We start from the raw sequence: 25,113 nt of genomic DNA on the forward strand, positions 1-25,113 counted from the left end.
CAGCGCCCGCCTTGCGGCCCATGTTGGTCGCGTAGGCCGATCGCAGACATAGCCACCATGGAGACGGACACCGCGGAGTACCGGCTCACCAGCGCGGGCAGCACAGGTCCGCGGGGCCGCTCGACCTGCTTCTGTGCGCCACCGCCGTCCATCACGACCTCATCGTCCTGCACGTGGACAACGACGTCGCCACGGTGGCCGCCCCCCTCAAGGAAGTAAGGCAGCGGGACATCCGCACCGCGGCGGGACAGCTGGAAATAGACAGCCAGCTGTACAGTTGGCTGCATAAGCGTTACCGTTGAAGCATGAACGGACAGCAGGCCGCACCCCCGCACGCGGACACCGCGGCGCTCGCCGGTGAGCTGCGGGTCGCGCTGGCGCAGCTGGTGCGGCGGTTGCGGGAGCAGGCGGACGGGATGGACCTCACGCGGTCGCAGTCGTCCGTGTTGCTGCGGCTGGAGCGGGACGGGGCCGCGACCGCGACCGCGTTGGCTCGCGCCGAAGGCGTACGGCCGCAGTCGATGGCGAAGATCGTGCAGGCGCTGGACGCGGCCGGGCTGGTCAGCGGGGCGCCCGATCCCAAGGACGGGCGCAAGACGCTGCTGAGCATCACCGAGGCCGCTCGCGAGGAGTTCAGGACCGGGCGGCTCGCCAAGGAGGACTGGCTGACGCGGGCGCTGGACACGATGCTCTCCCCCGCCGAGATCGAGCAGCTCGCCTCGACCGCAGACCTGCTGCGGCGGCTGGCGCAGTCGCCCTGACCGGGCCTGGCCGCCTCATTCACACGCTTTCCGATCCACCGAAGGGTTCACCATGCCCGTCACCACCCTTGACCCGACCTCCGCCCTGATCGTCATCGACCTCCAGAAGGGCGTCATCGGCCTGCCCCTCGCGCACCCAGCGGAGGACGTCGTCGCCCGGACGACGGACCTGCTGCGGGCGTTCCGCGAGCGCGGGCTGCCGGTCGTGCTCGTGAACGTCGCGGGGGCGCCGGGCGGGCGGACCGACGGCGGGGTGCGGACGCTCGACTTCCCCGAGGGGTGGACCGAGCTGATCCCCGAGCTGGAGCAGCAGGCCGGCGACCTGCTCGTCACCAAGTACGCCCGCAGCGCGTTCACCGGGACCGGGCTCGCCGAGCGGCTGCGCGGCCTCGGGGTGACGCAGGTGGTCGTCACCGGGATCGCCACCGGCGGCGGCGTCGAGTCGACCGCCAGAGACGCGCACGAGCAGGGCTTCCACGTCACGCTGCCTGTCGACGCGATGACCGACCGGGACATGGGGCAGCACGAGCACAGCGTCGTGCGGCTCTTCCCGCGGATCGCGGAGACCGGTACGACCCGGGACGTCCTGGACGCCCTCGCCGCCCGGTCGTGAGCGCGACCACCACGGAGCAGACGCCCGCCCCCGCCGGCGGGAAGCCCTTCGGGCCGCGCTTCGTGAGCCCGCTGCTGCTCGGCTCGACGCTCAACCCGATCAACAGCTCGATGATCGCGACCGGCCTGGTCGGGATCGGGCTCGACTTCCACAAGGGTCCCGGGACCACGGCCTCGCTGATCTCCGTGCTGTATCTGTGCAGCGCGGTGGCGCAGCCCACGATGGGCAAGCTGGCCGCCGTCTTCGGCGCCCGCCGGGTGTTCCTGTCCGGCGTGGCGATACTGCTGGTCGCGGGTGTCATCGGGGCCGCGGCCCCGGCGTTCGGCTTCCTGCTGGTGTCGCGCGCGCTGATCGGCATCGGCACGTCGGCCGCGTATCCGACGGCGATGGCGCTGGTCAGGAAGCGGGCCGACGAGGTGGGCACCGGTGTGCCCAGCCGGGTGCTGGGCAACTTCTCGATCGCCTCGCAGGTCACGATCGTCGTCGGACTGCCGCTCGGCGGGCTGCTCGCCGGGGCGTGGGGGTGGCGGGCGATCTTCCTGGTCAACGTGCCGCTCGCGCTGGTCACCCTGGTCTTCACGCTGATCGGCGTGGCGCCGGACCGGCCGGCTGCGAAGGGCTCGCGCGGCTCGCTGTTCACGACGGTCGACGTGCCCGGCATCGCGCTGTTCGCGGGCACGATCGTCAGCCTGCTGCTCTTCCTGTCCGACCTGACCTCCCCCACGTGGTGGCTGGTGCCGGTGACCTTCGTCCTCGGGGCGGCCCTGGTGGTGTGGGAGCGGCGGACGCCGAGCCCGCTGGTCGACGTGCGGATGCTCGGGCGCAACCAGCGGCTGCTGCGGACGTACGTCCGGCAGGCGCTCGTCTCGCTGGGCACGTACACCGCGCTGTACGGCACCAGCCAGTGGATGGAGGAGAGCGCGCACTACAGCGCCTCGCAGGTCGGCCTGATCCTGCTGCCGCTGTCGGGCGTGAGCGTCGTGGTCGCGCGGCTGGTGTCGGGGCGCGGCTGGGTGCGCTGGCCGCTGATCCTGACCGGCGTCTCGCTGGTCCTGACCGGCGCGGTGATGCTGCTGATCACCCACACCTCACCGGTGCTGGTCCTGCTCGGCATGTCGGTGCTCTTCGGCTTCGCCAACGGCTTCAGCGGCTACGCCAACCAGGCCACGCTCTACGTCCACTCCCCCGCCGCCGAGATCGCCGTGGCCTCCGGCCTCTACCGCACCTTCGCCTACTTCGGCGCGATCTTCTCCTCCAGCCTGATCGCCATCGCTTTCGGCCACGCGGCCACCGACGCGGGCTTCCACGCGGTGTCGTACGTGATCGCCGCGATCGGCGCGCTTCTGCTCCTGCTGACGGTCCTGGACAAGCACATCCCGGCCCGCGCGGACCGCTAGCGCCTGTCGTAGCGGGACTTGAGGTCGGGCTGGGCCTGCGAGGCCGCCGCCCAGCCCGCGCCGCCGGACTCCTCGCCGGTCTCGTCGTGGGTGGTCGCGTCCCACCCGATGCCGGTGGACGAGCGGGTGGCCCGCACGACGTGGTCGCCCTCGCCGAGGGCGGTGATGCCCGGCATCAACGCGTGGGCGGCGTCGGACAGTTCGTGCGGGGTGCCCTCGGCCAGGACGAACGGGCCGCCCATGGAGGGGACCTGGGCCACCAGGGTGCCGCCGACCACGTCGAGGGCGGTGACGCGCTCGGCGGGGATCAGGGTGCCGCCGTCGAGGCTCTGGATCCGGACGCTGCTCATGGCGGCGTTCCCTTCGGTCGGCCCCCCGGATGGGAGAGCGCCTGCCCTTCAGGACGCGGGCGGCGCGGTGGGGGTTGCCGCGGGAGGGCGGGTCAGCGGGTCGGGGCGGGGGCGTCCACCAGCTCGACGGCCTTCACCAGGGACGCCAGCTCGGGGTTCCTGCTTGCCTCGTCGAGGGCTTCCCGCAGCGCGGTGTCGTTGGTGGGCCGGGCCTCCTCCAGGAGGTTCAGCCCCGCCTCACTGACGTCGGTGTAGATGCCGCGCCGGTCGGTCGGGCACAGGTAGCGGGACAGCAGCCCGCGGTCCTCCAGGCGGGTGACCAGGCGGGTGGTGGCGCTCTGGCTGAGGACGACCGCGTCGGCGACCTGCTTCATCTGCAGATGCCCGCCCTCGCCGTCGTGCTGGCGGCTGAGCACGTCCAGCAGCGAGTACTCCCGCACGCTCAGGTCGTGCCCGGACTGCAGTGCCCGCTCGATGTGCGCCTCGATCCTGCCGTGCAGGAGGGAAAGGGCCGCCCACCCGTTGGCGAGGGCGGTGAGCGCCGGGTCCACAGCGGTCATGAGGGGCCTCCTTCCGGCTCGCGGCCTGAGGAAAGGGTACGACGTCGACAGGAATACCGGCCAGCGCGCGTAGAGGGCAGACGCAAGCAACTCGTCGGTCGTCCACGTCGGGACGGATATGACGCGACGCGCCCGTCCGACCCCGCAGCGTGAAAATTAGCTGCGGTTGCACATATAGCGCGTCTGCAACTATTGTGAAAGCTCACTAGAAGCTCACTCAAGCAACCTTGGAGGGTCGAGCCCATGCCTCTCGCGCTTCTCGCCCTGGCCATCGGGGCCTTCGGCATCGGGACCACGGAGTTCGTGATCGTGGGCCTGCTGCCCGAGATCGCGGCCGACTACGGGGTCTCCATCCCCTCCGCGGGCCTGCTGGTCACCGGCTACGCCCTGGGCGTGGTCGTGGGTGCACCGCTGATGACCGCGCTCGGCACAAAGATGAGCCGCAAGCGCATCCTCATGCTGCTCATGGGCCTTTTCGTGGCCGGCAACCTGATATCCGCGACCGCGCCGACCTTCGGGGTGATGCTCGCCGGGCGCATCGTGGCCTCGCTGGCCCACGGCGCCTTCTTCGGCATCGGTTCCGTCGTCGCCGCCGACCTGGTCGCCCCGCAGAAGAAGGCGGGGGCCATCGCCACCATGTTCACCGGGCTCACCGTCGCCAACATCGTCGGCGTACCGCTGGGCACCCTGGTCGGCCAGGCGGTCGGCTGGCGCGTCACCTTCGCCGTCGTCGCCGCGCTCGGTGTCGTCGGACTGCTGGGCGTCGCGAAGCTCGTACCCGACCTGCCGCGGCCCGAAGGCGCGCATCTGCGACGGGAGTTGACCGCCTTCCGCAACCCGCAGGTGCTGCTGGCCATGGCGATGACGGTGCTCGGCTTCGGCGGCGTCTTCGCCGCGATCACCTACATCGCGCCGATGATGACGCACGTGGCCGGCTACTCCGACGGGGCTGTCACCTGGCTGCTGGTCCTCTTCGGCATCGGCATGTTCCTCGGCAACCTGCTCGGCGGGCGCTACGCCGACCGCGCGCTGATGCCCATGCTCTACGCCACCCTGGCCGGCCTCGCCGCGGTGCTGGCCCTGTTCACCGTGACCGCGCACAACGAGATCCTCGCCGCGGTCACCGTCGTCCTGGTCGGCGGCCTCGGATTCGCGACCGTGCCGCCGCTGCAGAAGCGCGTCCTGGACCATGCCCACGGCGCGCCCACCCTGGCCTCCGCGGTCAACATCGGGGCCTTCAACCTGGGGAACGCGCTCGCCGCCTGGCTCGGCGGCCTCGTCATCTCCGCCGGCCTCGGCTACACCGCTCCCAACTGGGTCGGCGCCCTCCTGGCGACCGCCGCCCTGCTGCTGGCCTTCTGGTCCGCCGCGCTGGAGCGCCGCGACCGCGGGCGCGGGTCCGTCACGCCGGACGCGGCCGCCCGCACACCCGTCCACCACTGACCCGACTGCCACCGTTCACAGTTCACCCCAGGAGAAACACCATGACCAGCACCGCCGTTGCCCCCCTCACCACCGCCGACGCCGAGTTCCTGCTCGCTGCCGCCCACCGCGCCGCCGAGGCCGCCGACGTCCCGGTCAGCATCACCGTCCTCGACGCCGGCGGCCACCTGCTGGCCTTCCGCCGCGACGACCGCGCCGTCCTGATCTCCGGTGAGACCAGCACCCGAAAGGCCTACACCGCCCTCCAGCTCGACGCGCCGACGGCCGATCTCGTCGAGGCCGTCCAGCCCGGCGCGGCCTTCCACACCCTGCCCACCGCGCTCGACCGGCCGCTGCTGTTCATCGCCGGGGGTGTCCCCGTCCGCCGTGACGGGCGCCTGGTCGGAGCGCTGGGCGTCGGCGGCGGCGCCCCCGCGCAGGACCACTCCTTCGCCACCGCCGCGCTCACGGAACTCGGCTGACGGCCTCGGCTGACGGCCCGTAGCGCGCAGGAGGTCCTCGCCGACCGCGGCCGGCGTCCGGGAACGGGGGATCCCTGCCCGGCCGGCCGGCAGTGAGGCATTCCGCAGCCGGGCAACGCCGTCACCCGGACGGCCCGCCGCTCACTGTCACCGTGACCTCGTAGGCGCTCTGCCCCGGCGGGCAGCGCATCGCCTCGCCGCAGGAGGAGCGGTGGGCGGTGATGCGGGCGGTGCCGGGGTGTGCTGCGGCGAAGCGGGCCGAGCTCACGCCGCAGCCGCCGCCGGGCGGGCACGAGCCTGTGGGAGAGCTTCCGCCGCCGCCGGGCACGAGCACGTCGGGGTCGGAACTCGTGGGCGTCGACCAGTAGGTGCTGTGCAGGAGGACGACGACGGCCGTGCCGTTGGTCACGTGCACGCTGGTCCGCAGGGCGTGCTCGTCGAGGGTGAGCGTCGCGGGGGACGCCGTGGCGGCGGGTGTCGTGGTGTGCGATGGCGGCGAGCCGGCGGTGGACCGCGGAGGCGGGCCCGACGCGGAGGAGCAGGCGCCGGTCGCTCCCAGTACGGCGGCGAGGACCAGAGCCGGCAGTGAGGCGGGCAGCCTGCGCCCGGCGGGCACGGCCACCTTGCGGGTCGTTCGGCTGGACATCGGCCTGCCTCCTGAGCTGTGACGTCTTCGTGGTCCCGGGTACCGCGGTGGTGGGGCGGGCCTCAAGCCCCACCACCGCGGACCGCTGTGCTGTCAGGAGGCGTTCAGTGCCGTGTCGTCGATCACGAAGCTGGTCTGGAGCGTGGAGTCCTCGGTGCCTGTGAACTTCAGCGTCACCGTCTGCCCGGCGTAGCTGGACAGGGAGAAGGACTTCAGGGTGTAGCCGGTGGCTGCGTTCGCGTTGGAGTAGGTGGCCAGTGTCGTGCTGCCGACCTGGACGGTCAGCTTGTCGTAGGCCGTGCTGCCGGACTCGGCCGTGTCGATGTGCAGGTAGAAGGAGAAGGTCGCCGCGCATCCGGCCGGGATGGTGACGGACTGGGAGACGGTGTCGGTGTGGGTGGTGCCGTAGCCGTTCATCCACGCTTTCCAGCTGCCGGTGTGTGCGGCCTCACCGGAGCTGTTGTCGATCACGCCGGAGCTGGCGGTCCAGGGGGCGGCCGTGCCGGTCTCGAAGCCGGGGTTGCCGATCTTCTGGCCGGGGCTGGCGCAGCCGCCGCCGGTGGTGCTGACGGTCCAGGTGAAGGAGGTGCTGCCGGAGGCGCCTGTGGTGTCCTTGGCGGTGACGGTGGAGGTGGAGGTGCCGCTCGTGGTGGGTGTGCCGGTGATCAGGCCGCTGGAGGAGATGCCCAGCCCGGCGGGAAGGCCGGTCGCGCTGTAGGTCAGGGTCTGTCCCGAGGCCGAGTCGCTGGCCGAGATCTGGAGCGAGACCGCGGTGCCGACGGTCGAGCTCTGGTTGCCGGGGCTGGTCACGGTGACGGTGTTGCCGCCGCCGACGATCGGGTGCGAGATGGCGCAGGAGTTGGTGTCGTTGGACCAGCTGGCCTGCTCGGCGAAGGTGCCGGTACCCATCGTGATGTTGGCTGCGCCGCCGGTCGTGCCGGGGTTGAGCCAGGCGCACTCGTCGGAGTTCTCCTGGCCGTCGTAGGAGCTGCCGGTGTGGTTGGTCCAGCCGCCGGCCGGGTTCTGGTCCGACATCATCTCGTGCCACTCGTGGCCGAGCGTCATCGTCCACCCGTCGAGAGCTCCGGGGGAGTTGACGAAGCCGACGCCGCAGCCCGCGCCGGAGTCCATGTTGTAGGGCTGGTTGCTGAAGGCGACATCGCCGACGGTCGATGACACGGCGCCGCCGGTCAGCGTGGTGTCACCGTTGTAGTCGTGCCAGGCGCAGTACTGGCCCTGGTAGCTGTCGGGGTTGGTGCCGTGCGGGGAGAGGATCACGTAGTAGGCGTCCCGGTTGGCCGCGGCGGTGGTGTTGCCGAAGTGGCTGGCCGCCTTCACGGCCTCCACGCCCAACTGGTGGCCGGTGGCCGCGCTGGGCGAGGCGGCGGCGTTGTCGTACCAGACGCCGCTGAGCACGCCACCGCTCTGGTACGGCACGAAGCTGGCGTTCGAGGGGCAACTGGTCGCACCGGCCGAGACGTTCGGGCCGTCACACCACTGCGTGAGGTCGGCCGACCACAGCTCGCTGCCGGTTCCGATGCCCTTGAACATCTCCTGGGCCACCGGGGCGGCGCCCTTCGCGTCGCCGGAGAACGTCAGGTCGCCGCTGCTGTTGGTGCTCTGCGTGCCCCACTGGGTGCCGTAGAAGACCAGGTAGACCTTCGAGTGGCCGCTCTGGACTCCGATGCCGTCGATGCCGCCGCCGTAGGACAGCGTCTCCGGCCCGGTCGCCGCAGGCGACGCCTGAGCGGCGGCCCACGACTTCATCTTGGCGTTCTGCTGGAGGGTCGGCACGACCCCGTGCCGGTAGGCGTGGTCGTGCGCGGGGCTGTAGGGGTTGGCGACCGACTGGCCGGGTGCAGGTGTCGGCGCGGCTGCCGCCAGGGGTGCGGCGGCGAATGCTGCGCCGGTGACGAGGGCGAGCGACGCGAGGCCTGTGAAGGCCGCTCGTGCCGCTCCGCGGTGAAAGGTCTTGACCATGGGTTGGAGGAACCTCTCTTCGCAGATTCCGGCTGCCGGTGGGCAGCACTGATCTGCACGCAGGGACGGAGGAGGGCGCACCGGGACAGCCCCGACGACGGTCGGGGCTGAATTGCCGGGTGAACAAACGACTCCGGGCCGGGCCGGTTTCGGGTCGCGCGGAGATGATGCGGACATGCCAGGCCGCAGGGACGAGCCGGCCGAGCGGGGGACATGACCGAGCAATCCACCAAGGCCCCTGGCGGAGCTCTCGATGGACACAGAACCGACTGCGATGGTGCGTGCCGAGGATCCGACAGGTGGGTGGTGGGGGTGCGCCGTGCGACAGAGAAGCAGATTGGCGTGACCCGGTCAATAGTCGAAAACGGCGCCCTCACCAGCCGGTACGCCTCCGCTGGGTCCCGATTCGGGGGTTACGCAGCCACTTCGTCTACAGAGATACGTCGGTCGGCGTGGGGAAAACTTGACAGTTCACGGCCAATTCTTTACTCACGCCTGGACCGGCGCGCGGATCGGAGTCAGGCCGTCGCCCGGCTACCGGGCGCGGCGGGTTCGGCGCGGGTCCGGCCGGCGGCGCGCTCGACGACCGACAGCGGCGGTCCGGTCCGGCAGCGCTCGGGTGCACGGCCTGTCCCGCGCGGGACGGCGCCCCCTGCTTGCCCATCCGTCGACGGCACGGCGTCAACGGATGGCGCGCCCGGACCCGACGACCGGCTGATCCGAACGAAACTGCCTAGTCCAGGTAGCCGCGCAGCTGGTCCGCGAAGGTGTGGTCGCGGAGCTTGTTCAGGGTCTTGGACTCGATCTGGCGGATGCGTTCGCGGGTGACGCCGAAGAGGCGGCCGATCTCCTCCAGGGTGCGGGGGCGGCCGTCCGCGAGGCCGTAGCGGAGCTGGACGACCCTGCGTTCGCGTTCGCCGAGGGTCGACAGGACCGCTTCGAGGTGTTCGCGCAGCAGCAGGAAGGCGGCGGACTCCACCGGGGAGGCGGCGTCGCCGTCCTCGATGAGGTCGGCGAGGGCCACGTCGTCCTCCTCGCCGACCGGCGCGTGCAGCGACACCGGTTCCTGGGCGAGGCGGAGGACTTCGCAGACCCGCTCGGGCGTGATGTCGAGCTGGACGGCGACGTCCTCGGGGGTGGGTTCCTGGCCGCGTTCCTGGAGCAGCCGGCGCTGGACGCGGATGACCCGGTTGATCAGCTCCACGACGTGGACCGGGACGCGTATCGTCCGGGCCTGGTCGGCGAGCGCGCGGGACATGGCCTGGCGGATCCACCACGTGGCATACGTGGAGAACTTGTAGCCGCGGGCGTAGTCGAACTTCTCGACAGCCCTGATCAGCCCGAGATTGCCCTCCTGGACGAGGTCGAGCATGGTCAGGCCGCGCCCGACGTAACGTTTCGCCACCGACACCACCAGGCGCAGGTTCGCCTCGATCAGGCGGCGCTTGGCCACCCGGCCCTGCACCACGATGCAATCCAGGTCCACCGCGAGCTGCGAGTCCAGGTCGGGGAAGGCGGTCAGCTTCTCCTCGGCGAAAAGCCCCGCCTCGACCTGCCGGGCCAGCTGGACCTCCTGCTCGGCGGTGAGCAGCGGGATGCGGCCGATCTCGCGCAGATACTGCCGGAAGAGGTCCGCGGACGGCCCGCTCGGGTCGGCCCGCGGGCGGCGCGGGACCGCCGGTTCGGCCACCACCTCGGCCACGGGGTCGGCCACGGGTTCCGCCGCGGCGTCGTCGGTCGGTTCGAAGTTCGGCGTCTCGTCGAGCGGCGGTTCCGGCTCTGCGCGCTGCTCCGGCACCCTGGCATGAGCTGTTCTGGTTTGCGTCTGCACGGAAGCGACCTCCGCGGTGAGCGCGACATTGGGCTCTGAGAGGGCTCGGAGAAGGCTCGGGAGGGAGCCGAGGCGGGCTCTGGGCCGTCACCCAGTGTGGCCCACGCAGGGCCGATGCCACGAGGGTCGTGCGCCCGCTTTTTCGTTTTCCGTCACGCTTCGCGTTCGTTCCGCCACGCTCACCCCTGAGCATGCCGCGCGTGGCCTCAATGGAGCGCATCGCCTAGAAGGCGCGCGGAGCCGTTCCCAGGGCGGCGACTGCGAGACCGGCCGTCACCCACACGTGGCCGCTGAAGCCGGCGAAGACGGCGACAGGGACCAGGAGCGCCAGGGAGACCCGGGCCAGTACCCGGGCCTTCTGCCTGCTCTGCTGTATGAGGGTCGCACCCTTCCCGCGGTACTCGCCGTCCCGGAGGCCGGACGGCCGGCAGACCCCCTCCGGCAGGGAGGTGGCCGGCTTCAGTCTGGCACCCGCGGCGGAGCGGGAGCCGGCGAACGGGGAACTCCCCCGAGTCCGGGCGGCCTACAGCGCCGCCGCGCCCTGCTCCCGCAGTCGCTGCCCGTACTGCTGGAGCGCCCACAACTCGCCGAGGGCCGCGGTGACCTCGGGGGCGTCCGGGCGGACGCCCTGGGCCGTGAGGCGGGCCTGGGTCGCGTGGACCTGGGCGACGCGGCGCTCGACGGCCAGCAGGCGCACCCGCACCAGCACCTCGCCCGCGTAGAACTCCGGGGACTTGTGCATGACCGGCTCCACCGCCAGCTCGGTCACCATCATCCGTACGGTGTCGTCGGGCGCGGCCTCGCGCACCCGGATCAGGAATTCCGCGTCCGCCTGCTCCACCCCGCCGACCTCGGCGATCACCCGGCGCACCTGGACGTAGGGCGGGCCGGTGAACTCGTCCTCGCCGTAGGCGTCGAAAGCCGGGGAGACCAGCGCCGGATACTGCAGGGCCAGCTTCAGCAGCTCGCGCTCCACCCGGTGCGCGGGGCTGCGCAGGTCCAGGCGCGGCCCGCGCGGCACGTTCTGCGGGGACGGTGCGGTGGCGGCCGGCCCGCGCTCGGGTCGGCGGGCGTACTCCGGGCGGCCCGTCGTGGCGCCGCCGCCGGCCGCGCGGGCGCGGGACATCGCCCGCACCCGGCGGATCATCGAGACCTCCTCGGCCTGCGTGCCGATGCCCGCCATGCCGACCAGCCGGATCGCGTAACGGTCGCGCAGCGCCTGGTTCTTGATCGCCGCGACCACGGGGACGGCCGCGTCGACCGCCGCGACCCGGCCCTCGTCGGTGTCCAGGTTGTAGCGCGACACGATCGAGCGCAGCGCGAACGCGAACAGCGGGGTGCGCCCGTCGATCAGCCGCTGCACCGCCGCGTCGCCCTCGGCGAGCCGCAGTTCACAGGGGTCCATACCGCCGGGGGTGACCGCGATGGACGTCTCGGCGGCGAACTTCTGGTCGTCCTCGAACGCCCGCAGCGCCGCCTTCTGCCCGGCCTCGTCGCCGTCGAAGGTGAAGACGACCTCCGAGGTGGCGTTGTCCATCAGCAGGCGGCGCAGGATCTTGATGTGGTCGCCGCCGAAGGACGTACCGCAGGTGGCGATGGCGGTGGTGACCCCGGCCAGGTGGCAGGCCATCACGTCGGTGTAGCCCTCCACCACGACCGCCCGCCCGGTCCTGGCGATCTCCTTCTTGGCCAGGTCGATGCCATAGAGCACCTGGGACTTGCGGTAGAGCGGGGTCTCCGAGGTGTTCAGGTACTTCGGCCCCTGGTCGTCCTCGCGCAGCTTGCGCGCGCCGAAGCCGATCACCTCGCCGGTGATGTCCCTGATCGGCCAGATCAGCCGGCCGCGGAAACGGTCGATCGCACCGCCGCGGCGGCTCTCCAGGGCCAGCCCCGCGGTGATCAGCTCCTTGTCGGAGAAGCCCTTCCCGCGCAGGAACCGCACCAGGTGGTCCCACCCGGCGGGGGCGTACCCGACCCCGAAGTGCTCGGCCGCGGCCTGGTCGAAGCCCCGCGCGGCCAGGAACTGCCGGCCGATCTCGGCCTCGGCTCCGCCCAGTTGCTCGACGTAGAAGGCGGCGGCCGCCCGGTGCGCCTCGACCAGCCTGATGCGCTCGCCCTGCTGGCGGCCGGGCACGTGCCCGCCCTCCTCGTACCGCAGGGTGATGCCGGCCTGCCCGGCCAGCCGCTCGACGGCCTCGGTGAAGGACAGGTGGTCGACCTTCATCACGAAGGCCAGGGTGTCACCGCCCTCGCCGCAGCCGAAGCAGTGGAAGAGGCCCTTGGACGGGCTGACCTGGAAGGACGGCGACTTCTCGTCGTGGAAGGGGCACAGGCCCTTCAGATTGCCGCCGCCGGCGTTCTTCAACTGGAGGTACTCGGAGACGACGGCGTCGATCGGGACGGCGTCCCGTACCGCCTTCACGTCGTCGTCCCTGATCCTGCCCGCCACGCGTGAAGTCTACGGCTCGGCTCGGACAGCTTCCGCCGCCGCGGTCACGGCCGCGCGGTCACGGCCGGTCGAGGTCCTTCGTCACGAAGACGTAGTGCGGGCCGCTCGGCTCGATCGTGAACTCCTCGCCGACGGCCGTGAAGCCCAGGTGGTGGTAGAAGCCGGTGGCCGCGATCCGGCCGTTGCACCACACCACGGCCGCGCCGCGGGCCGCGCTCTCGCGCAGGCCCGCGGTGAGCGCGGCGCCGCCGAAGCCCTGGCCGCGCACCTCGGGCGCGCTGCCCATACCGCGGAAGCGGTACGCTGTGGCCGCCTCGCCCGGAAGGGCGTCGGGGAAGAAGGTGGCGCAGCCCTGGACGGCGCCGGCCTCGTCGTAGGCGGCGACGTGGAAGGTGCCGGGCAGCGCGTCCTCCGGGTAGATCGCGGTCTCCCGCGGCAGCCCGGTCCGCAGCACCGCCCACCGCAGGGCGAATATCTCCTCGACGGGTACGACGGCGGTGCGCGAAACGGGCATGGCGGGGCGTCCTTCCTGGTCAGTCCAGGAACGAGGTTAGCGGGACCGACGGGTCCGACAGCGCCTCGGGGTCCACCTGTCGGCCGGAGCGGATCAGCTGCTGGATCTGCTCGGTCACGTCCCAGACGTTGACGTTCATGCCCGCCAGCACCCGGCGGTCGCGCAGCCAGAAGGCGATGAACTCCCGCTTTCCGAGATCGCCGCGGCACACCACCTGGTCGTACGAGCCGGGGACCGCGTGGCCCGAGTACTCCATGCCCAGGTCGTACTGGTCGGAGAAGAAGTACGGCACGCGGTCGTAGGACACCTCGCGGCCGAGCATGGCCTTCGCGGCCGCGGGGCCGCCGTTCAGGGCGTTCGCCCAGTGCTCGGTCCGCAGCCGGCCTCCCAGCAGCGGGTGCTCGGCGTTCGCGACGTCGCCCGCCGCGAAGATGTCCGGGTCCGAGGTGCGCAGGGAGGCGTCCACCGCGATGCCGCCGCCCTCCTCCCGCGGGACCAGCGCCAGGCCCGCGACCTCCGCCAGCGCGGTGCGCGGGGCCGCGCCGATCGCGGCGAGCACGTCGTGCGCCGGGTGCTCCTGGCCGTCGTCGGTGAGGGCGGCCAGGACCATGCCGTCCTGCCCGGTGATCTCGGTCAGCCGCGCGCCGAAGTGGAAGCGGACGCCGTGCTCGACGTGCAGGTCGGTGAAGACCGCTCCCAGCTCCGGGCCGAGCACCCCGTGCAGCGGGGTCGGGCCGGGCTCCACCACGGTCACCTCGGCGCCGTAGCCGCGGGCCGCGGCTGCCACCTCCAGGCCGATCCAGCCGGCCCCGGCGATCACCAGGTGGCCGTTCTCCCGGCCGAGGCTGGTCAGTACGTGCTTGAGCCGGTCCGCGTGCGCGAGCCGGCGCAGGTGGTGCACGCCGGCCAGGTCCGTACCCGGGATGTCCAGCCGCCGCGGCTCCGAGCCGGTCGCGAGCAGCAGCTTGTCGTAGATGAGCGTCGAACCGTCGCCGAGGGTGATGGTGCGGGTCTTCTTGTCCAGATGCACCACGGGCTGGCCCAGGTGCAGTTCGACGTCGTGTTCCGCGTACCAGCCGGGTTGCTGCACGAAGGCGGAGTCGCGCTCCGCGCTGCCCGTCAGATACCCCTTGGACAGGGGTGGCCGTTCGTACGGGTGGTCGCGCTCGTCCCCGATCAGTATCACCCGGCCGGTGAATCCCTCGGAGCGCAGCGTCTCCGCGGCTTTCGCCCCGGCGAGCCCTGCTCCGACGATCACGAAGGTCTGGTGTGCGTCCACCACTGTGCGCCTCCCCTGCCTGTCTTTCCTTACCCGTGAGCGTCCCTCACGCCGCGCCCCTCGGGAAGAGCGCCACGCCATGTCTTCCCGGGGCACCCCCCGTCCTGCCCTCATCCGTCCCCCGGGACCGCGCCCCGCTGGGGGCTGGCCGCGCGAAAGATGCCAGCCCGCCGCAAGGGGCATGACCTTAGGGGCGCGAGGAACTGCGCGCGCAACCCGCCACCGGGGGAAGGTCCCGGAGACGGCCGGGAGGGGCTGGGCGGGGGGACAGCGGTCACCGCGTAAGGCGTGCGTGCAACGCCGTCGCGGCCGCGTCCGTGAGGGACGCGATCTGGTCGACGACGGCACGCCGCCGAGCCGCGTCGTCCGGAGCGGCAGCGAAGATCGCCGCGAACTGCGGGTCGAGCCCTATGGGCGCTCGGGCCAGCAGCGCGGCTGCAAGCTCGGCGATGACGACGCGCTGCTCGGCACGCCTGCGCGCCTGCGCGGCCCGCTGCATGACGTAGCAGTCGGCCACGGCCTTCAGGACGGCGCACTCCAGCCGCTGCTCGCGCGGCACGACGAGCTCGGCCCCGTACCGCGTCAGCCGGGCCGTGCCGTACCGCTCGCGCGTCGCGCCCTCGGCGGCGAGGCAGAAGCGCCCGATGAGCTGCGAGGCCGCGTCCTTGAGGCGGGCCTGGTCGAGGGCGGTGCCGTCGTAGTGGCCCGGCCACCACGGCTGGGCGAGCAGCCGGTCGAGGGCGGCGGCCAGTTCCTCGGGCGAGGCGTCGGAGGGCGCGTAACGGGCCGCGGCGCACGCGAAGACCTCCCCCCGCTCGGGACCCGAGGTCAGTGCGCGGGGGTCGATGTGCCCGGCCTGCAGGCCGTCCTCGACGTCGTGCACGGAGTACGCGACGTCGTCGGACCAGTCCATGACCTGCGCCTCGAAGCACTGCCTGCCGTCCGGCGCGTCCTGCCGCACCCAGCCGAAGACGGGGAGGTCGTCCTCGTAGACCCCGAATTTGGGGCTCCCGGGCGCACCCGGGTTGCCGCCCCGCGGCCACGGGTATTTGGTGGCGGCGTCGAGCGCCGCCCGGGTGAGGTTCAGCCCCACGCTCACGTCCGCGGACGCGAACCGCTTGGGTTCGATCCTGGTGAGCAGCCGCAGGCTCTGCGCGTTGCCCTCGAAGCCCCCGCAGTCCGCGGCGATCTCGGCCAGCACCATCTCGCCGTTGTGCCCGAAGGGCGGGTGCCCCAGGTCGTGCGCCAGGCACGCGGTCTCGACCAGGTCGGGGTCGCAGCCGAGGGCCGCGCCCAGTTCGCGGCCGACCTGCGCGCACTCCAGCGAGTGCGTGAGCCGGGTGCGCGGGCTCGTGTCGGGCACGGCGGCGTCGCTGACGCCCGGGTCGACGACCTGCGTCTTTCCCGCGAGACGGCGCAGCGCGGCGGAGTGCAGCACCCTGGCCCGGTCGCGCTGGAAGGCGGTACGCCCGGGGCGCTTGTCCGGCTCGGGGACGTAACGGTCCGTGTCGGCCGCCCCGTAGGGGCCGTAGCGCTCGTAAGTGCCCAGACGCAGGTCATCGCGGTCCATGCGCCCGACGGTAGCGGGCGAGCGGCTGTTTCAGCTCGCGCGGGCGAGCAGCAGGGGCAGCCGCGCGGGCGCGCGCAGCGCGCGTACGGCCTCGTCGTAGCGGTGCAGGACGAGCCGGGCCATCGCCTCGTGCGCGCCGAGCGGTGCCGCCGCGATCCAGGGCGCCGCCGCGGACGTCTGGGTGGCGAACCGCCCGGGCGCGGTGAAGTACGACGCCACCGCAATGTGCCGCGGATCGATGCCGCGGGCGGCGAGCGCGTCGACCGCGTCGCCGACGGTGGGTGCGGCGGCGGAGGCGTACGCGGGCAGCACGGGCACCCCGAGGCGGGCGGCGAGCATCTCCGCCATGCGCCCGGTGTCGGCGGCTGAGTCCGGGTCCCGCGACCCGGCGGCGGCCAGGACGACGGCACGCCCCGCCGCTGCACCCGGGCCGGGCGGCCAGCCCGCCGCGAGCAGCCGGTCGTGCAGGACCGCCGCGAGCAGCGGGTGCGGGCCGAGCGGGGCGGCGACCGTGCCGCGCAGCCAGTGCGCCGCGGACAGGGCCGTGGGCAGGTCGTGCTTGACGTGGTGGCCGCGGCCCAGCAGCAGCGGCACCAGCACGGCTTCGCCGCGCAGCGCGGCAAGGGTGTCGGGGAGCAGCGGCTCGTTCAGCTCGACATGGCCGAGCCTTACGTCAAGGCCGGGCCTCGCCGCCCTCACCCGTTCGAGCAGCGCGCGCACGGCCGGCAGCGCGCGGGGGTCACGGCTGCCGTGGGCGACGGCCACCAGGGCGGGGCGGATGAATGTCATACGTCCATGGTGCGCGAAAGGCGTTGCGTCGCCGTTGCGCAAGGGTCACGGATCTTTGCCCGGGCATCACAGGCCGGTGCCGCCGCCGGTGAGCTTGTCGCGGTTGCGCCAGTCGCCGCCGGGGATGCGGTCGGCGCTCGGCAGCAGGTCCCTGGTGGTGACGGGGCCTGCCAGGTACACCCACGCCTCGGTCTGCCCGCGCTCGCCGCGCACCGCCCGGCTCACCCGCTCGTAGCGGTTCGCGGGGTCGCCCGGCGTGTAGTCCTCCAGGCGGTCCAGGTCGGCGAGAACGGCGTCGTACATTGCCTCGGCTATGTCCACTACCTCGCCGTGCACCACTCCCGCACCCGCCGGGTCCGCCACGGCGAAGGGATACCCCGGGCCGCGGAAGATCAGCGCGCCCGGCAGCACCGCCGGGGTCCACGAGCGGGTACGCCCGGCCAGCAGCCGGTGGTTGCGCTCACCGGGCAGCAGCGTGCCGTAGACGAAGAACGGCAGACGGCGGTCGGTCACGGGGGCCTCCGGGCTCTGCGATGCGGGCCGCGTTCCTCAGAGGATGCCGCACGAGGCCGCAACCGGGGGTGCTCCTGCCGCGTCGGACACCGTGACGAGGGGGGTACGGCATGCGTGGACTGCGGCTGCCACGGACCCGCACGGGGTGGCGGCGCACCGTGCAGGTGATCGCGGCGCTCTGCACGGTCGGGCTGCTGCCGGCGGTGTGGGTCCAGCTCGCGGGCGGCGGGCGGGTGCGCGACCTGGCCGACGTACCGGCCGAGCCCGTCGGCGTCGTCTTCGGCGCGGGCCTCAACGGCGGCCACCCGTCGCCGTACCTCGCGCACCGGCTCGACGCGGCGGCCGAGCTGTACCGGGCCGGGAAGGTGCGGGTGCTGCTCGTCACCGGGGACAACAGCCGCACGGCGTACGACGAGCCCGGCGCGATGCGGACGTATCTCGTCGCCCACGGGGTGCCGTCCGACCGGGTGGTCGTCGACGACGCGGGGTTCGACACGTGGGACTCGTGCAGTCGCGCGAAGCGCGTTTTCGGGGTGCGGCGGGCGGTTCTGGTCAGCCAGGGCTTTCACATCCGGCGGGCCGTGGCCCTCTGCGAGGCGGCGGGCCTCGACGTTTACGGCGTCGGCGTCGACGAGCCGCACGACGTGACGTGGTTCGCGGGCGGCGCCCGCGAGATCCTTGCCGCCGGGAAGGCGGCGGTGGACGCCGCCGTCCACCCGTCGCCCCGCTTCCTGGGACCCCCGGACCCCCACATACCCGCTGCCCTGGCACAGCCCTGAGCCCCCTCCCCGGGTACGCATACCCCGGGACCCCCGGGGGGGTGAGTGCCCCTTGCGGGTAAGCGGTCGTCTTTCCCGCCACGGCGGCTGAGCGCGCAGTTCCCCGCGCCCCAGGTGAGTGCCCCCTGCGGCGCATCCCTTACCTGCGGCCGCATCGTGGCTTGCCAGGCACGCGCGCAGCGCAAGGGCACTCCCGCGGGGGCTGCATGCAATGCATACCGTGCACGCGGTACGCTGGTGGCATGCAGCAGACAGACGCAGCGCACGCGCGATTGCGGGAGCTGATCGTGGGGGGCGCGTACGCGCCCGGGGAGCGGCTGACCGAGACGGAGGTCGCCGGCGTGCTGGCGATGAGCCGGACGCCGGTCAGGGAGGCACTGCGGGGGCTGGAGGCCGACGGCCTGGTCAGGAGCGCGGACGGCCGCGGCGTCGTGGTGACGGCGCTGGACGCGGCGGCGCTCCGGGACACCTACCGGGTGCGGGCGGCGCTGGAGGCGCTGACCGCGGAGCTGGCCGCGGAACGCCAGGCCGCAGGCCGGATCGCCCCGGCGGAGCTGACAGCGCTGGAGGCGGACACGGCCCTGACGGAGGAGGCCACCGCGGCGGGCCGTTTCGCGGAGGCGGTGACGTACAACCGCCGCTTCCACAGCCGCATCGCGGCCCTGTCCGCGAACGCCCCCGCGCAGGCCGTCCTGGAGCGCCTGTGGGACCAGATCGTGGTCTCCACGCGCGCCTCGCTCGACCCGCCGCACCGACCGGCGCTGGTGAACGGCCAGCACCGCGATCTGCTGGCCGCGATCACCGAGGGCCGGGCAGCGGACGCAGCCGGTATCGCCCGCCGGCACGTACTCGACACCTGCGGCTGAAAGGACCCGCCCTGATGGCGTCAGCGAACACCCACACCTACCGCACCGACCTGGTGTGGACCGGCAACCTCGGCTCGGGCACGAGTAATTACCGCGCCTACGAGCGCGCCCACGAGGTGTCAGCCCCCGGCGTGCCGGTCCTGCTCGGGTCGTCCGACCCGGCCTTCCGCGGGGACGCGAGCCGCTGGAATCCCGAACTGCTGCTGCTCGCCGCCCTGTCGCAGTGCCACATGATGGCGTATCTGCACCTGTGCGCGGTCAACGGCGTGACGGTGACCGGCTACACCGACCAGGCCGCCGGCACGATGGTCCAGACCCCGGACGGCGGCGGGCACTTCACCGAGGCGGTGCTGCACCCGGCGGTGGAGGTCGCCGACGCGGCCATGGCGGAGAAGGCCGCCGCCCTGCACGCCGACGCCCACCGGCTGTGCTTCATCGCGAACTCCGTCAACTTCCCCGTCCGCCACAGCCCGGCGGTGACGGTCACGGCGTCCGCGCCCTGAGCCTGCGCAGCATCCTCGCGTCCTGGAAGCCCACCGCCCGCGCCGCGGACTCCACCGTCGTGCCGTGGGCGATGAGGTGTTCCGCACGTTCGATGCGCAACTCGTGCTGGTAGCGCAGCGGTGTCAGGCCGGTGGCCGCGGAGAAGCGGCGGGTGAGGGTGCGTTCGCTCAGGCCGGTGGCGGTGGCCAGGTCGGCGAGGGCGAGGCGGTCGCCGTAGCGGGCGTCGATGAGGTCCTGGGCGCGGTGGACCGCGTCGCTGACGTGGGAGCGGTGCCTGAGCATCGCGCTGGTCTGCTGCTCGTCGCCGTTGCGGCGGGCGTAGACGACCATCTCGCGGGCGATGCGCGCCGCGGCGCCGGGGCCGTGCTGCACGGCGACCAGGTGCAGGGCCAGGTCGATGCCGCTGGCGATGCCGGCGGAGGTGACGACCCGGCCGTCGACGACGTAGAGGACGTCGCGTACGACGGTGGCCCGCGGGTAGCGGCGGGCCAGTTCGTCCTGGACGTCGTGGTGGGTGGTGCAGCGGCGGCCGTCGAGCAGGCCGGCGCGGCCCAGCGCGTCGGCCCCCGCGCAGACGCTCGCGACGGTGCCGCCCGCCGCGTGGTGGTCGCGCAGCCAGTCGAGGGTGGCGGGGGCCAGCCGCCCGTTGTCGCGCAGGCTGTGCGAGCGCCAGCCGGGCACGAGGATCAGGTCGCCCGCGCCGAGCGCGGGCAGCACCGGGTCGGCGCGCAGCGCGATGCCCTGCGCGGTGGGTACGTCCGCCTGCTCGGCCGCGTAGTGCAAGGTGTGTCCGAGGCCCTGGTCGGCGGCGGTGGAGAACACCTGGGCGGGTCCCGCGAGGTCGAGCAGATGCAGCCGCGGGACGAGCAGGAAGACCACCCGGCTCACGATCCGGTCAGCTCCTTGACGGTGGTGACGGTGGCGAAGCGACCCGCCAGCGCGTATTCGGTACGGGCGATGATCTCGGCGGGCAGCAGCGTACGCGGGTCGGCGAGCACCTCGGCGATCGGGCGCCCTGCGGGCGCGTCGCGGTGCGCGATGGGCTCGGTGGCGGTGGCGTCGACGACGAAGGTGACGTCGTAGCCGAGGTCGCTCGCCAGCCGGGTGGTGGTCTCGACGCACTGCTCGGTGCGGATGCCGCAGGTGGTCAGGGCGCGGATGCCCCGCTCGGTCAGGATCTGCTGCAGGTTGGTCGTGGTGAAGGCGTTGTGCGACGTCTTGGTGAGCACCGGCTCGCCGGGCGCGGGGGCCAGCCCCTCGATCGGCCGGACGTGGCCGAGCGCGGGGTCGAAGACGGTGCCGCTGCCGGGCTCGGAGTGCAGCACCCACACCACCAGGTGGCCGTGCAGCCGGGAGTGTTCGACCAGCAGGGCGACCTTGTCGGCCACGTCGGGGTCGGAGGCGGCCTGCCAGCTGTCCCGCTGCCTGAAGGACTCCTGGACGTCGACGACGATGAGCGCGGTGTTCGCGGTGTTACCGATGGCTGTCATAGCCGGAATCCTGCGCGACGCGGCGGTGCCGCCGCCAGACACGATCGCGACCCGGTGCGGAACGATCCGGTCACCGCCCACAGGACCGGCTCACAGTCCGGCGCGGGGGCGGATGAGCGCACCGTTCCTTTCGGTTAATGGCGGGGATGCGGGTGGGAAACAGCCGCGGCCCAGGCTCGGGGCATGGCCGACGACGGAGGTTTCTGAGCATGGCTGTCACCACGGCTACGAGCCGCAACACCAGGGACAACACGATCGTGCTGGTCGGTCACGGGATGGTCGGCCAGCGCTTCCTCGAAGCCCTCGCCGACCGCGGGGTGACCGAGCGGGCGCGGGTCGTCGTGCTGTGCGAGGAGCCGCGCCCGGCGTACGACCGGGTGCACCTGACGTCGTACTTCTCCGAAGGAGCCAGCCCCGAGGACCTGTCGATGGTCGAGGACGGCTTCATGGCGCGGCACGGCATCGAGCTGCACGTGGGCGACCCGGCGGTCGCAGTGGACCGCGAGTCCTGTACGGTGACGGCCCGTTCGGGCCTGACGGTGGGCTACGACACGCTGGTGCTGGCCACCGGCTCGTACCCGTTCGTCCCGCCGGTGCCGGGCAAGGACGCCGACGGCTGCTTCGTCTACCGCACCATCGAGGACCTGCTGGCGATCGAGGCGTACGCGCAGGGCGTCAGCAGCGGTGCGGTGGTCGGCGGCGGGCTGCTGGGACTTGAGGCGGCGGGCGCGCTCAGGGGCCTCGGACTCGACACGCACGTCGTGGAGTTCGCGCCGCGCCTGATGCCGGTGCAGGTCGACGAGGGCGGCGGCCAGGCGCTGCGGCGCAGCGTCGAGGGGCTCGGGGTGACCGTGCACACCGGCGTCGGCACGCAGGAGATCGCCGTCGGCGACGACGGCCGGGTCAGCGGGATGGCCCTGTCCGACGGCTCGGTGCTGCCCACCGGCATGGTGGTCTTCTCCGCCGGCGTCCGCCCGCGGGACGACCTGGCGCGGGACTGCGGGCTGCCGGTCGGCGAGCGCGGCGGCATCGTCGTGGACGAGCAGTGCCGTACGCAGGACCCGGCGGTCTTCGCGATCGGCGAGTGCGCGCTCGCCTCCGACGGCCGGGTCTACGGCCTGGTGGCGCCCGGCAACGAGATGGCCGAGACGGCGGCGCGGACCATCGCGGGCGACGCGGGTTCCTTCACCGGCGCCGACCTGTCGACCAAGCTCAAGCTGCTGGGCGTGGACGTGGCGAGCTTCGGCGACGCGCACGGCACCACCGACGGCTGCCTCGACGTCCGCTACTCCGACGCCCGTTCCGGGATCTACCGCAAGCTGGTGGTCGGCTCCGACGGGACGCTGCTGGGCGGCATCCTGGTCGGCGACGTCGAATCGTACGGTGTGCTGCGGCCGTTGACGGGTTCGGTGCCGCCGGTCGCGCCGGAGCACCTGGTGCTGCCGGCCGGCGCGGGCGCCCCGGTCACCCTCGGCCCGACCGCGCTGCCCGACGAGGCGGTGATCTGCAGCTGCAACAACGTGACCAAGGGCGCGATCCGCGGCGCCGTCACCGACCATGACTGCACCAGCGTGCCGGACGTGAAGAAGTGCACCAAGGCCGGTTCCAGTTGCGGCAGTTGCGTGAAGGTGCTGGGCCAGCTGGTGACCGCGGAGCTGGAGGCAGGCGGCGTCGAGGTGGACAAGGGCCTGTGCCCGCACTTCGCGCAGACCCGCGCCGAGCTGTACGAGATCGTGCTCGCGCTGCGGATCTCCTCCTACCGCGAACTGCTGGACGCCCACGGCCGGGAGGGCGCGCGCGGCACCGACGGCTGCGAGGTCTGCAAGCCGGCCGTCGCCTCGATCCTGGCCTCGCTGGCCGCCACTGTCGGCGCGAGCGTGCACGTCCTGGACGGCGAGCAGGCCGCGCTGCAGGACACCAACGACCACTTCCTGGCCAACATGCAGAAGAACGGCTCGTACTCGATCGTGCCGCGCATCCCCGGCGGTGAGATCACCCCCGAGCGGCTGATCGTGATCGGCGAGGTGGCGCGCGACTTCGGCCTCTACACGAAGATCACCGGCGGCCAGCGCATCGACCTGTTCGGCGCCCGGGTGGAGCAGCTGCCGCTGATCTGGACACGGCTGGTGGACGCCGGCTTCGAGTCGGGCCACGCGTACGGCAAGGCGCTGCGGACGGTGAAGTCCTGTGTGGGGCAGACCTGGTGCCGCTACGGCGTGCAGGACAGCGTCAGGATGGCGATCGACCTGGAGCTGCGCTACCGGGGCCTGCGCTCGCCGCACAAGCTCAAGTCGGCTGTCTCCGGCTGCGCCCGCGAGTGCGCGGAGGCGCAGAGCAAGGACTTCGGGGTGATCGCCACCGCCAACGGCTGGAACCTGTACGTCGGCGGCAACGGCGGCGCCACTCCGCGGCACGCCGACCTGCTGGCGCAGGACCTCTCGGACGCCGAACTGGTGCGGCTCATCGACCGCTTCCTGATGTTCTACATCCGTACCGCCGAGCCGCTGGAGCGCACCAGCGTGTGGCTGCAGCGCATCGCGGGCGGCCTGGACCACGTGCGCGACGTCGTCGTCCACGACTCGCTGGGCATCTGCGACGAGCTGGAGGCCCTGATGGCCGCGCACGTCGCCGGCTACCGCGACGAGTGGGCGGACACCATCAACGACCCGGAGCGGCTGAGCCGTTTCGTGTCCTTCGTCAACGCGCCCGACACCCCCGACCCGACCGTCCGCTTCGTTCCGGAGCGCGGCCAGATCAAGCCCGAGCCGATCCTGCTGGCCCTGACAGAAACGGTGACCGCATGACCGCCACGACCGACCTCTCCTCCCCCGCCACCGCCCTGCGCGGCACGGTCGAACTGCGCACCGCGGACGGCTGGCTGGCGGTCTGCTCCGCCGAGGAGCTGCTGCCGGGCCGCGGGGTGGCCGCGCTGCTGCCCGACGGGCGGCAGGCCGCGCTCTTCCTCGACCGTTCGGGGCGGCTCTACGCGATCGGCAACGTGGACCCCTTCACCGGCGCGGGCGTGCTCAGCCACGGCCTGCTCGGCACGGTCCAGGACCGTACCTACGTCGCCTCGCCGCTGCTCAAGCAGCGCTTCGACCTCGCGGACGGGCGCTGCCTCGACGACGACACGGTGGCGGTGGCCAGCTACCCGGTGCGGGTGGAGCCCGCGCGGGCCTGACCGCTCCCCGGGGTCAGCCGCGGCCGGCCAGGAGCGCCGCCGCGATGGCGTCGTACGCGGGCTTGGGCCGGTAGTGCGCGTCGTAGGGGGTGGCGGCGCCCTGGCCGTGGAAGGCGCCGGGCACCCATGAGGTGGCGTCGCTGAAGCCCCAGACGGTGACGCCGCGGCAGCGGGCGACGGCCAGGCAGGCGCGCAGCACCGCGTCGTAGTCGTCGGCCTGCTGCCGCAGCGAGGCGGCGTCGGGCGGGGTCGGCATCCGTACGTCGAGCTCGGTGACGGCCACGTCCAGGCCGAGGCCGGCGAAGCGCTGCAGGTTCGCCCGGAAGTCGGCGGGCACGCGGCCGAGGGCGAAGTGCGCCTGGAAGCCGACCCCGTCGATCGGCACGCCCTGCTGCTTCAGCGACGTCGCCAGTGCGTACATCGCGTCGCTCTTCGGACCGATGCCCTCGATGCCGTAGTCGTTGAGGTACAGCTTCGCGGCCGGGTCGGCGGCGTGCGCGGCCCTGAAGGCGTCCGCGATGTAGGAGACCCCGAGCCGGCGGTACCAGAGCCCGGCGCGGTAGCCGCCGTCGTCCGTGAAGGGCTCGTTGACGACGTCCCAGGCGGCGATCCGCCCCTTGTAGTGGGTGACCTCGTCGGTGACGTGCTTGAGCATCACGGCCCGCAGCTCGTCGTCGCTGAAGTCGCCGGTGGTCAGCCACTCCGGCAGCTGGCTGTGCCACACCAGGTTGTGACCGCGTACCTGCATGCCGTGCGCCTTCGCGAACGCGACGATCGCGTCGCCCGCCGCCCAGTCGTAGGTCCCGCGCTCGGGCTCGACGCTCTCCCACTTCATCTCGTTCTCCGGGGTGACCGCGTCGAACTGCCGGGCGGCGATCGACCCGGGGGTGCCGGTGAGCCGGGTCGCGGCCAGCGCGGTGCCCAGGTGGATGCCCCGGGCGGCCGCCAGGTCGCGCAGCGGGACGGTGGCGGCGGTGGGCCTTGCGCCCTGCGCCGCGGTGCCGGACGGGCCGCCGCCGGAGGACCGGTGGGCCACCAGCACGGCGGCCAGGGCGAGCAGCGCCACGGCCGACCCTCCCGCGACGACTCCCAGGGCTCGCTTCGACAGCATGGGCCGGCACCTCTCTGCACAGCGAA

The 25,113-nt window shown here is 72.8% G+C and carries 24 protein-coding genes and 1 pseudogene; 11 read left to right on the forward strand and 14 right to left on the reverse strand.

All coding sequences use genetic code 11. The annotated features are described in order from the left end of the window. Window positions 1-60: 60 nt before the first annotated feature. The 4 genes and pseudogenes from NFU81_RS11195 to NFU81_RS11210 all read left to right on the forward strand — a co-directional run. A pseudogene (locus tag NFU81_RS11195) lies at window positions 61-302 on the forward strand (hypothetical protein); the annotation flags it as partial. 3 nt (window positions 303-305) lie between these two features. Continuing rightward, window positions 306-761: a MarR family winged helix-turn-helix transcriptional regulator gene (locus tag NFU81_RS11200; RefSeq protein ID WP_251488254.1), complete on the forward strand. Its 456-nt coding sequence runs from the start codon at window positions 306-308 to the stop codon at window positions 759-761. Window positions 762-813: 52 nt separating this feature from the next. Further along, a complete protein-coding gene (locus tag NFU81_RS11205; protein WP_251488257.1) occupies window positions 814-1,374 on the forward strand; it encodes a cysteine hydrolase family protein in 561 nt (186 codons plus the stop codon). Continuing rightward, a complete protein-coding gene (locus NFU81_RS11210) occupies window positions 1,371-2,771 on the forward strand; it encodes an MFS transporter (protein WP_251488260.1) in 1,401 nt (466 codons plus the stop codon). The genes NFU81_RS11205 and NFU81_RS11210 overlap by 4 nt, the downstream gene beginning before the upstream one ends. Here NFU81_RS11210 and NFU81_RS11215 read toward each other — a convergent pair. After that, complete coding sequence (locus tag NFU81_RS11215; protein ID WP_251488263.1) at window positions 2,768-3,121, reverse strand: hypothetical protein; 354 nt, start codon at window positions 3,119-3,121, stop codon at window positions 2,768-2,770. The two genes, NFU81_RS11210 and NFU81_RS11215, sit on opposite strands and share 4 nt — an antisense overlap. Before the next feature lie 92 nt (window positions 3,122-3,213). Beyond that, complete coding sequence (locus NFU81_RS11220; RefSeq protein ID WP_251488265.1) at window positions 3,214-3,681, reverse strand: MarR family winged helix-turn-helix transcriptional regulator; 468 nt, start codon at window positions 3,679-3,681, stop codon at window positions 3,214-3,216. A gap of 243 nt (window positions 3,682-3,924) precedes the next feature. On the opposite strand from NFU81_RS11220, the gene NFU81_RS11225 reads away from it, so the two are divergent. Beyond that, the gene (locus NFU81_RS11225; protein WP_251488267.1) at window positions 3,925-5,124 is read left to right on the forward strand and encodes an MFS transporter; all 1,200 of its coding nucleotides are present in this window, start codon (window positions 3,925-3,927) and stop codon (window positions 5,122-5,124) included. A gap of 41 nt (window positions 5,125-5,165) precedes the next feature. Then, the gene (locus NFU81_RS11230; RefSeq protein WP_251488269.1) at window positions 5,166-5,585 is read left to right on the forward strand and encodes a GlcG/HbpS family heme-binding protein; all 420 of its coding nucleotides are present in this window, start codon (window positions 5,166-5,168) and stop codon (window positions 5,583-5,585) included. A 121-nt stretch (window positions 5,586-5,706) separates the two neighbouring features. On the opposite strand, the gene NFU81_RS11235 is transcribed toward NFU81_RS11230, so the two are convergent. The 9 genes from NFU81_RS11235 to NFU81_RS11275 form a co-directional block, all read right to left on the reverse strand. After that, the gene (locus NFU81_RS11235; protein WP_251488270.1) at window positions 5,707-6,231 is read right to left on the reverse strand and encodes a hypothetical protein; all 525 of its coding nucleotides are present in this window, start codon (window positions 6,229-6,231) and stop codon (window positions 5,707-5,709) included. 93 nt (window positions 6,232-6,324) lie between these two features. Then, window positions 6,325-8,211, reverse strand: a complete 1,887-nt coding sequence (locus NFU81_RS11240) for a putative Ig domain-containing protein (RefSeq protein WP_251488272.1) — start codon at window positions 8,209-8,211, stop codon at window positions 6,325-6,327. 733 nt (window positions 8,212-8,944) lie between these two features. Then, on the reverse strand, window positions 8,945-10,042 hold the full coding sequence (locus NFU81_RS11245) for an RNA polymerase sigma factor (RefSeq protein ID WP_422665175.1): 1,098 nt from the start codon (window positions 10,040-10,042) through the stop codon (window positions 8,945-8,947). A 523-nt stretch (window positions 10,043-10,565) separates the two neighbouring features. Next, the gene (gene dnaG / locus NFU81_RS11250) at window positions 10,566-12,491 is read right to left on the reverse strand and encodes a DNA primase (RefSeq protein ID WP_251488274.1); all 1,926 of its coding nucleotides are present in this window, start codon (window positions 12,489-12,491) and stop codon (window positions 10,566-10,568) included. A gap of 58 nt (window positions 12,492-12,549) precedes the next feature. Next, window positions 12,550-13,005, reverse strand: coding sequence for a GNAT family N-acetyltransferase (locus NFU81_RS11255; RefSeq protein ID WP_251488276.1), 456 nt, complete (start codon window positions 13,003-13,005; stop codon window positions 12,550-12,552). Window positions 13,006-13,024: 19 nt separating this feature from the next. Next, window positions 13,025-14,287: an NAD(P)/FAD-dependent oxidoreductase gene (locus NFU81_RS11260; RefSeq protein ID WP_251488279.1), complete on the reverse strand. Its 1,263-nt coding sequence runs from the start codon at window positions 14,285-14,287 to the stop codon at window positions 13,025-13,027. A gap of 271 nt (window positions 14,288-14,558) precedes the next feature. Beyond that, window positions 14,559-15,854: a deoxyguanosinetriphosphate triphosphohydrolase gene (locus NFU81_RS11265; protein ID WP_251488281.1), complete on the reverse strand. Its 1,296-nt coding sequence runs from the start codon at window positions 15,852-15,854 to the stop codon at window positions 14,559-14,561. 30 nt (window positions 15,855-15,884) lie between these two features. Beyond that, window positions 15,885-16,643 (reverse strand): sirohydrochlorin chelatase, encoded by a 759-nt coding sequence (locus NFU81_RS11270; RefSeq protein WP_251488283.1) that lies wholly within the window; start codon window positions 16,641-16,643, stop codon window positions 15,885-15,887. A 66-nt stretch (window positions 16,644-16,709) separates the two neighbouring features. Continuing rightward, the gene (locus tag NFU81_RS11275) at window positions 16,710-17,156 is read right to left on the reverse strand and encodes a gamma-glutamylcyclotransferase family protein (RefSeq protein WP_251488285.1); all 447 of its coding nucleotides are present in this window, start codon (window positions 17,154-17,156) and stop codon (window positions 16,710-16,712) included. Between the two features lie 110 nt (window positions 17,157-17,266). Here NFU81_RS11275 and NFU81_RS11280 point away from each other — a divergent pair, with 110 nt between their 5' ends. The 3 genes from NFU81_RS11280 to NFU81_RS11290 all read left to right on the forward strand — a co-directional run bounded on the left by NFU81_RS11280 (window position 17,267) and on the right by NFU81_RS11290 (window position 19,304). Then, window positions 17,267-17,935 (forward strand): SanA/YdcF family protein, encoded by a 669-nt coding sequence (locus tag NFU81_RS11280; RefSeq protein WP_251488287.1) that lies wholly within the window; start codon window positions 17,267-17,269, stop codon window positions 17,933-17,935. Between the two features lie 242 nt (window positions 17,936-18,177). Further along, the gene (locus NFU81_RS11285; RefSeq protein ID WP_251488288.1) at window positions 18,178-18,801 is read left to right on the forward strand and encodes a GntR family transcriptional regulator; all 624 of its coding nucleotides are present in this window, start codon (window positions 18,178-18,180) and stop codon (window positions 18,799-18,801) included. A 14-nt stretch (window positions 18,802-18,815) separates the two neighbouring features. Next, complete coding sequence (locus NFU81_RS11290) at window positions 18,816-19,304, forward strand: OsmC family protein (RefSeq protein ID WP_251488289.1); 489 nt, start codon at window positions 18,816-18,818, stop codon at window positions 19,302-19,304. Here the strand turns inward: NFU81_RS11290 and NFU81_RS11295 are convergent. Together NFU81_RS11295 and NFU81_RS11300 are read right to left on the reverse strand one after the other, a co-directional pair. Continuing rightward, window positions 19,285-20,193 (reverse strand): GlxA family transcriptional regulator, encoded by a 909-nt coding sequence (locus NFU81_RS11295; RefSeq protein WP_251488290.1) that lies wholly within the window; start codon window positions 20,191-20,193, stop codon window positions 19,285-19,287. The two genes, NFU81_RS11290 and NFU81_RS11295, sit on opposite strands and share 20 nt — an antisense overlap. After that, the gene (locus NFU81_RS11300; RefSeq protein WP_251488293.1) at window positions 20,190-20,795 is read right to left on the reverse strand and encodes a cysteine hydrolase family protein; all 606 of its coding nucleotides are present in this window, start codon (window positions 20,793-20,795) and stop codon (window positions 20,190-20,192) included. Before NFU81_RS11300 ends, NFU81_RS11295 begins: the two co-directional genes overlap by 4 nt. A gap of 209 nt (window positions 20,796-21,004) precedes the next feature. Here NFU81_RS11300 and nirB point away from each other — a divergent pair, with 209 nt between their 5' ends. After that, window positions 21,005-23,599, forward strand: a complete 2,595-nt coding sequence (gene nirB / locus NFU81_RS11305; RefSeq protein ID WP_251488296.1) for a nitrite reductase large subunit NirB — start codon at window positions 21,005-21,007, stop codon at window positions 23,597-23,599. Continuing rightward, on the forward strand, window positions 23,596-23,976 hold the full coding sequence (gene nirD, locus NFU81_RS11310; protein ID WP_251488299.1) for a nitrite reductase small subunit NirD: 381 nt from the start codon (window positions 23,596-23,598) through the stop codon (window positions 23,974-23,976). Before nirB ends, nirD begins: the two co-directional genes overlap by 4 nt. Window positions 23,977-23,989: 13 nt before the next feature. Here nirD and NFU81_RS11315 read toward each other — a convergent pair whose 3' ends face one another. Further along, window positions 23,990-25,087 carry an endo-1,4-beta-xylanase gene (locus tag NFU81_RS11315; RefSeq protein ID WP_308208276.1) on the reverse strand — a complete coding sequence of 366 codons (1,098 nt, stop codon included), beginning with the start codon at window positions 25,085-25,087 and terminating at the stop codon, window positions 23,990-23,992. Between the last annotated feature and the right edge of the window lie 26 nt (window positions 25,088-25,113).

It is taken from the genome of Actinacidiphila cocklensis, assembly GCF_907177275.1.
GTDB lineage: Bacteria > Actinomycetota > Actinomycetes > Streptomycetales > Streptomycetaceae > Actinacidiphila > Actinacidiphila cocklensis.

Excerpts from the sequence above, each read along its gene's own strand:
- NFU81_RS11200 (WP_251488254.1), top strand. The coding sequence starts at position 306 with ATGAACGGACAGCAGGCCGCACCCCCGCACGCGGACACCGCGGCGCTC.
- NFU81_RS11205 (WP_251488257.1), top strand. The coding sequence starts at position 814 with ATGCCCGTCACCACCCTTGACCCGACCTCCGCCCTGATCGTCATCGAC.
- NFU81_RS11215 (WP_251488263.1), bottom strand. The coding sequence starts at position 3,121 with ATGAGCAGCGTCCGGATCCAGAGCCTCGACGGCGGCACCCTGATCCCC.
- NFU81_RS11220 (WP_251488265.1), bottom strand. The coding sequence starts at position 3,681 with ATGACCGCTGTGGACCCGGCGCTCACCGCCCTCGCCAACGGGTGGGCG.
- NFU81_RS11225 (WP_251488267.1), top strand. The coding sequence starts at position 3,925 with ATGCCTCTCGCGCTTCTCGCCCTGGCCATCGGGGCCTTCGGCATCGGG.
- NFU81_RS11230 (WP_251488269.1), top strand. The coding sequence starts at position 5,166 with ATGACCAGCACCGCCGTTGCCCCCCTCACCACCGCCGACGCCGAGTTC.
- NFU81_RS11235 (WP_251488270.1), bottom strand. The coding sequence starts at position 6,231 with ATGTCCAGCCGAACGACCCGCAAGGTGGCCGTGCCCGCCGGGCGCAGG.
- NFU81_RS11240 (WP_251488272.1), bottom strand. The coding sequence starts at position 8,211 with ATGGTCAAGACCTTTCACCGCGGAGCGGCACGAGCGGCCTTCACAGGC.
- NFU81_RS11255 (WP_251488276.1), bottom strand. The coding sequence starts at position 13,005 with ATGCCCGTTTCGCGCACCGCCGTCGTACCCGTCGAGGAGATATTCGCC.
- NFU81_RS11265 (WP_251488281.1), bottom strand. The coding sequence starts at position 15,854 with ATGGACCGCGATGACCTGCGTCTGGGCACTTACGAGCGCTACGGCCCC.
- NFU81_RS11270 (WP_251488283.1), bottom strand. The coding sequence starts at position 16,643 with ATGACATTCATCCGCCCCGCCCTGGTGGCCGTCGCCCACGGCAGCCGT.
- NFU81_RS11280 (WP_251488287.1), top strand. The coding sequence starts at position 17,267 with ATGCGTGGACTGCGGCTGCCACGGACCCGCACGGGGTGGCGGCGCACC.
- NFU81_RS11285 (WP_251488288.1), top strand. The coding sequence starts at position 18,178 with ATGCAGCAGACAGACGCAGCGCACGCGCGATTGCGGGAGCTGATCGTG.
- NFU81_RS11290 (WP_251488289.1), top strand. The coding sequence starts at position 18,816 with ATGGCGTCAGCGAACACCCACACCTACCGCACCGACCTGGTGTGGACC.
- NFU81_RS11300 (WP_251488293.1), bottom strand. The coding sequence starts at position 20,795 with ATGACAGCCATCGGTAACACCGCGAACACCGCGCTCATCGTCGTCGAC.
- nirB (WP_251488296.1), top strand. The coding sequence starts at position 21,005 with ATGGCTGTCACCACGGCTACGAGCCGCAACACCAGGGACAACACGATC.
- nirD (WP_251488299.1), top strand. The coding sequence starts at position 23,596 with ATGACCGCCACGACCGACCTCTCCTCCCCCGCCACCGCCCTGCGCGGC.
- NFU81_RS11315 (WP_308208276.1), bottom strand. The coding sequence starts at position 25,087 with ATGCTGTCGAAGCGAGCCCTGGGAGTCGTCGCGGGAGGGTCGGCCGTG.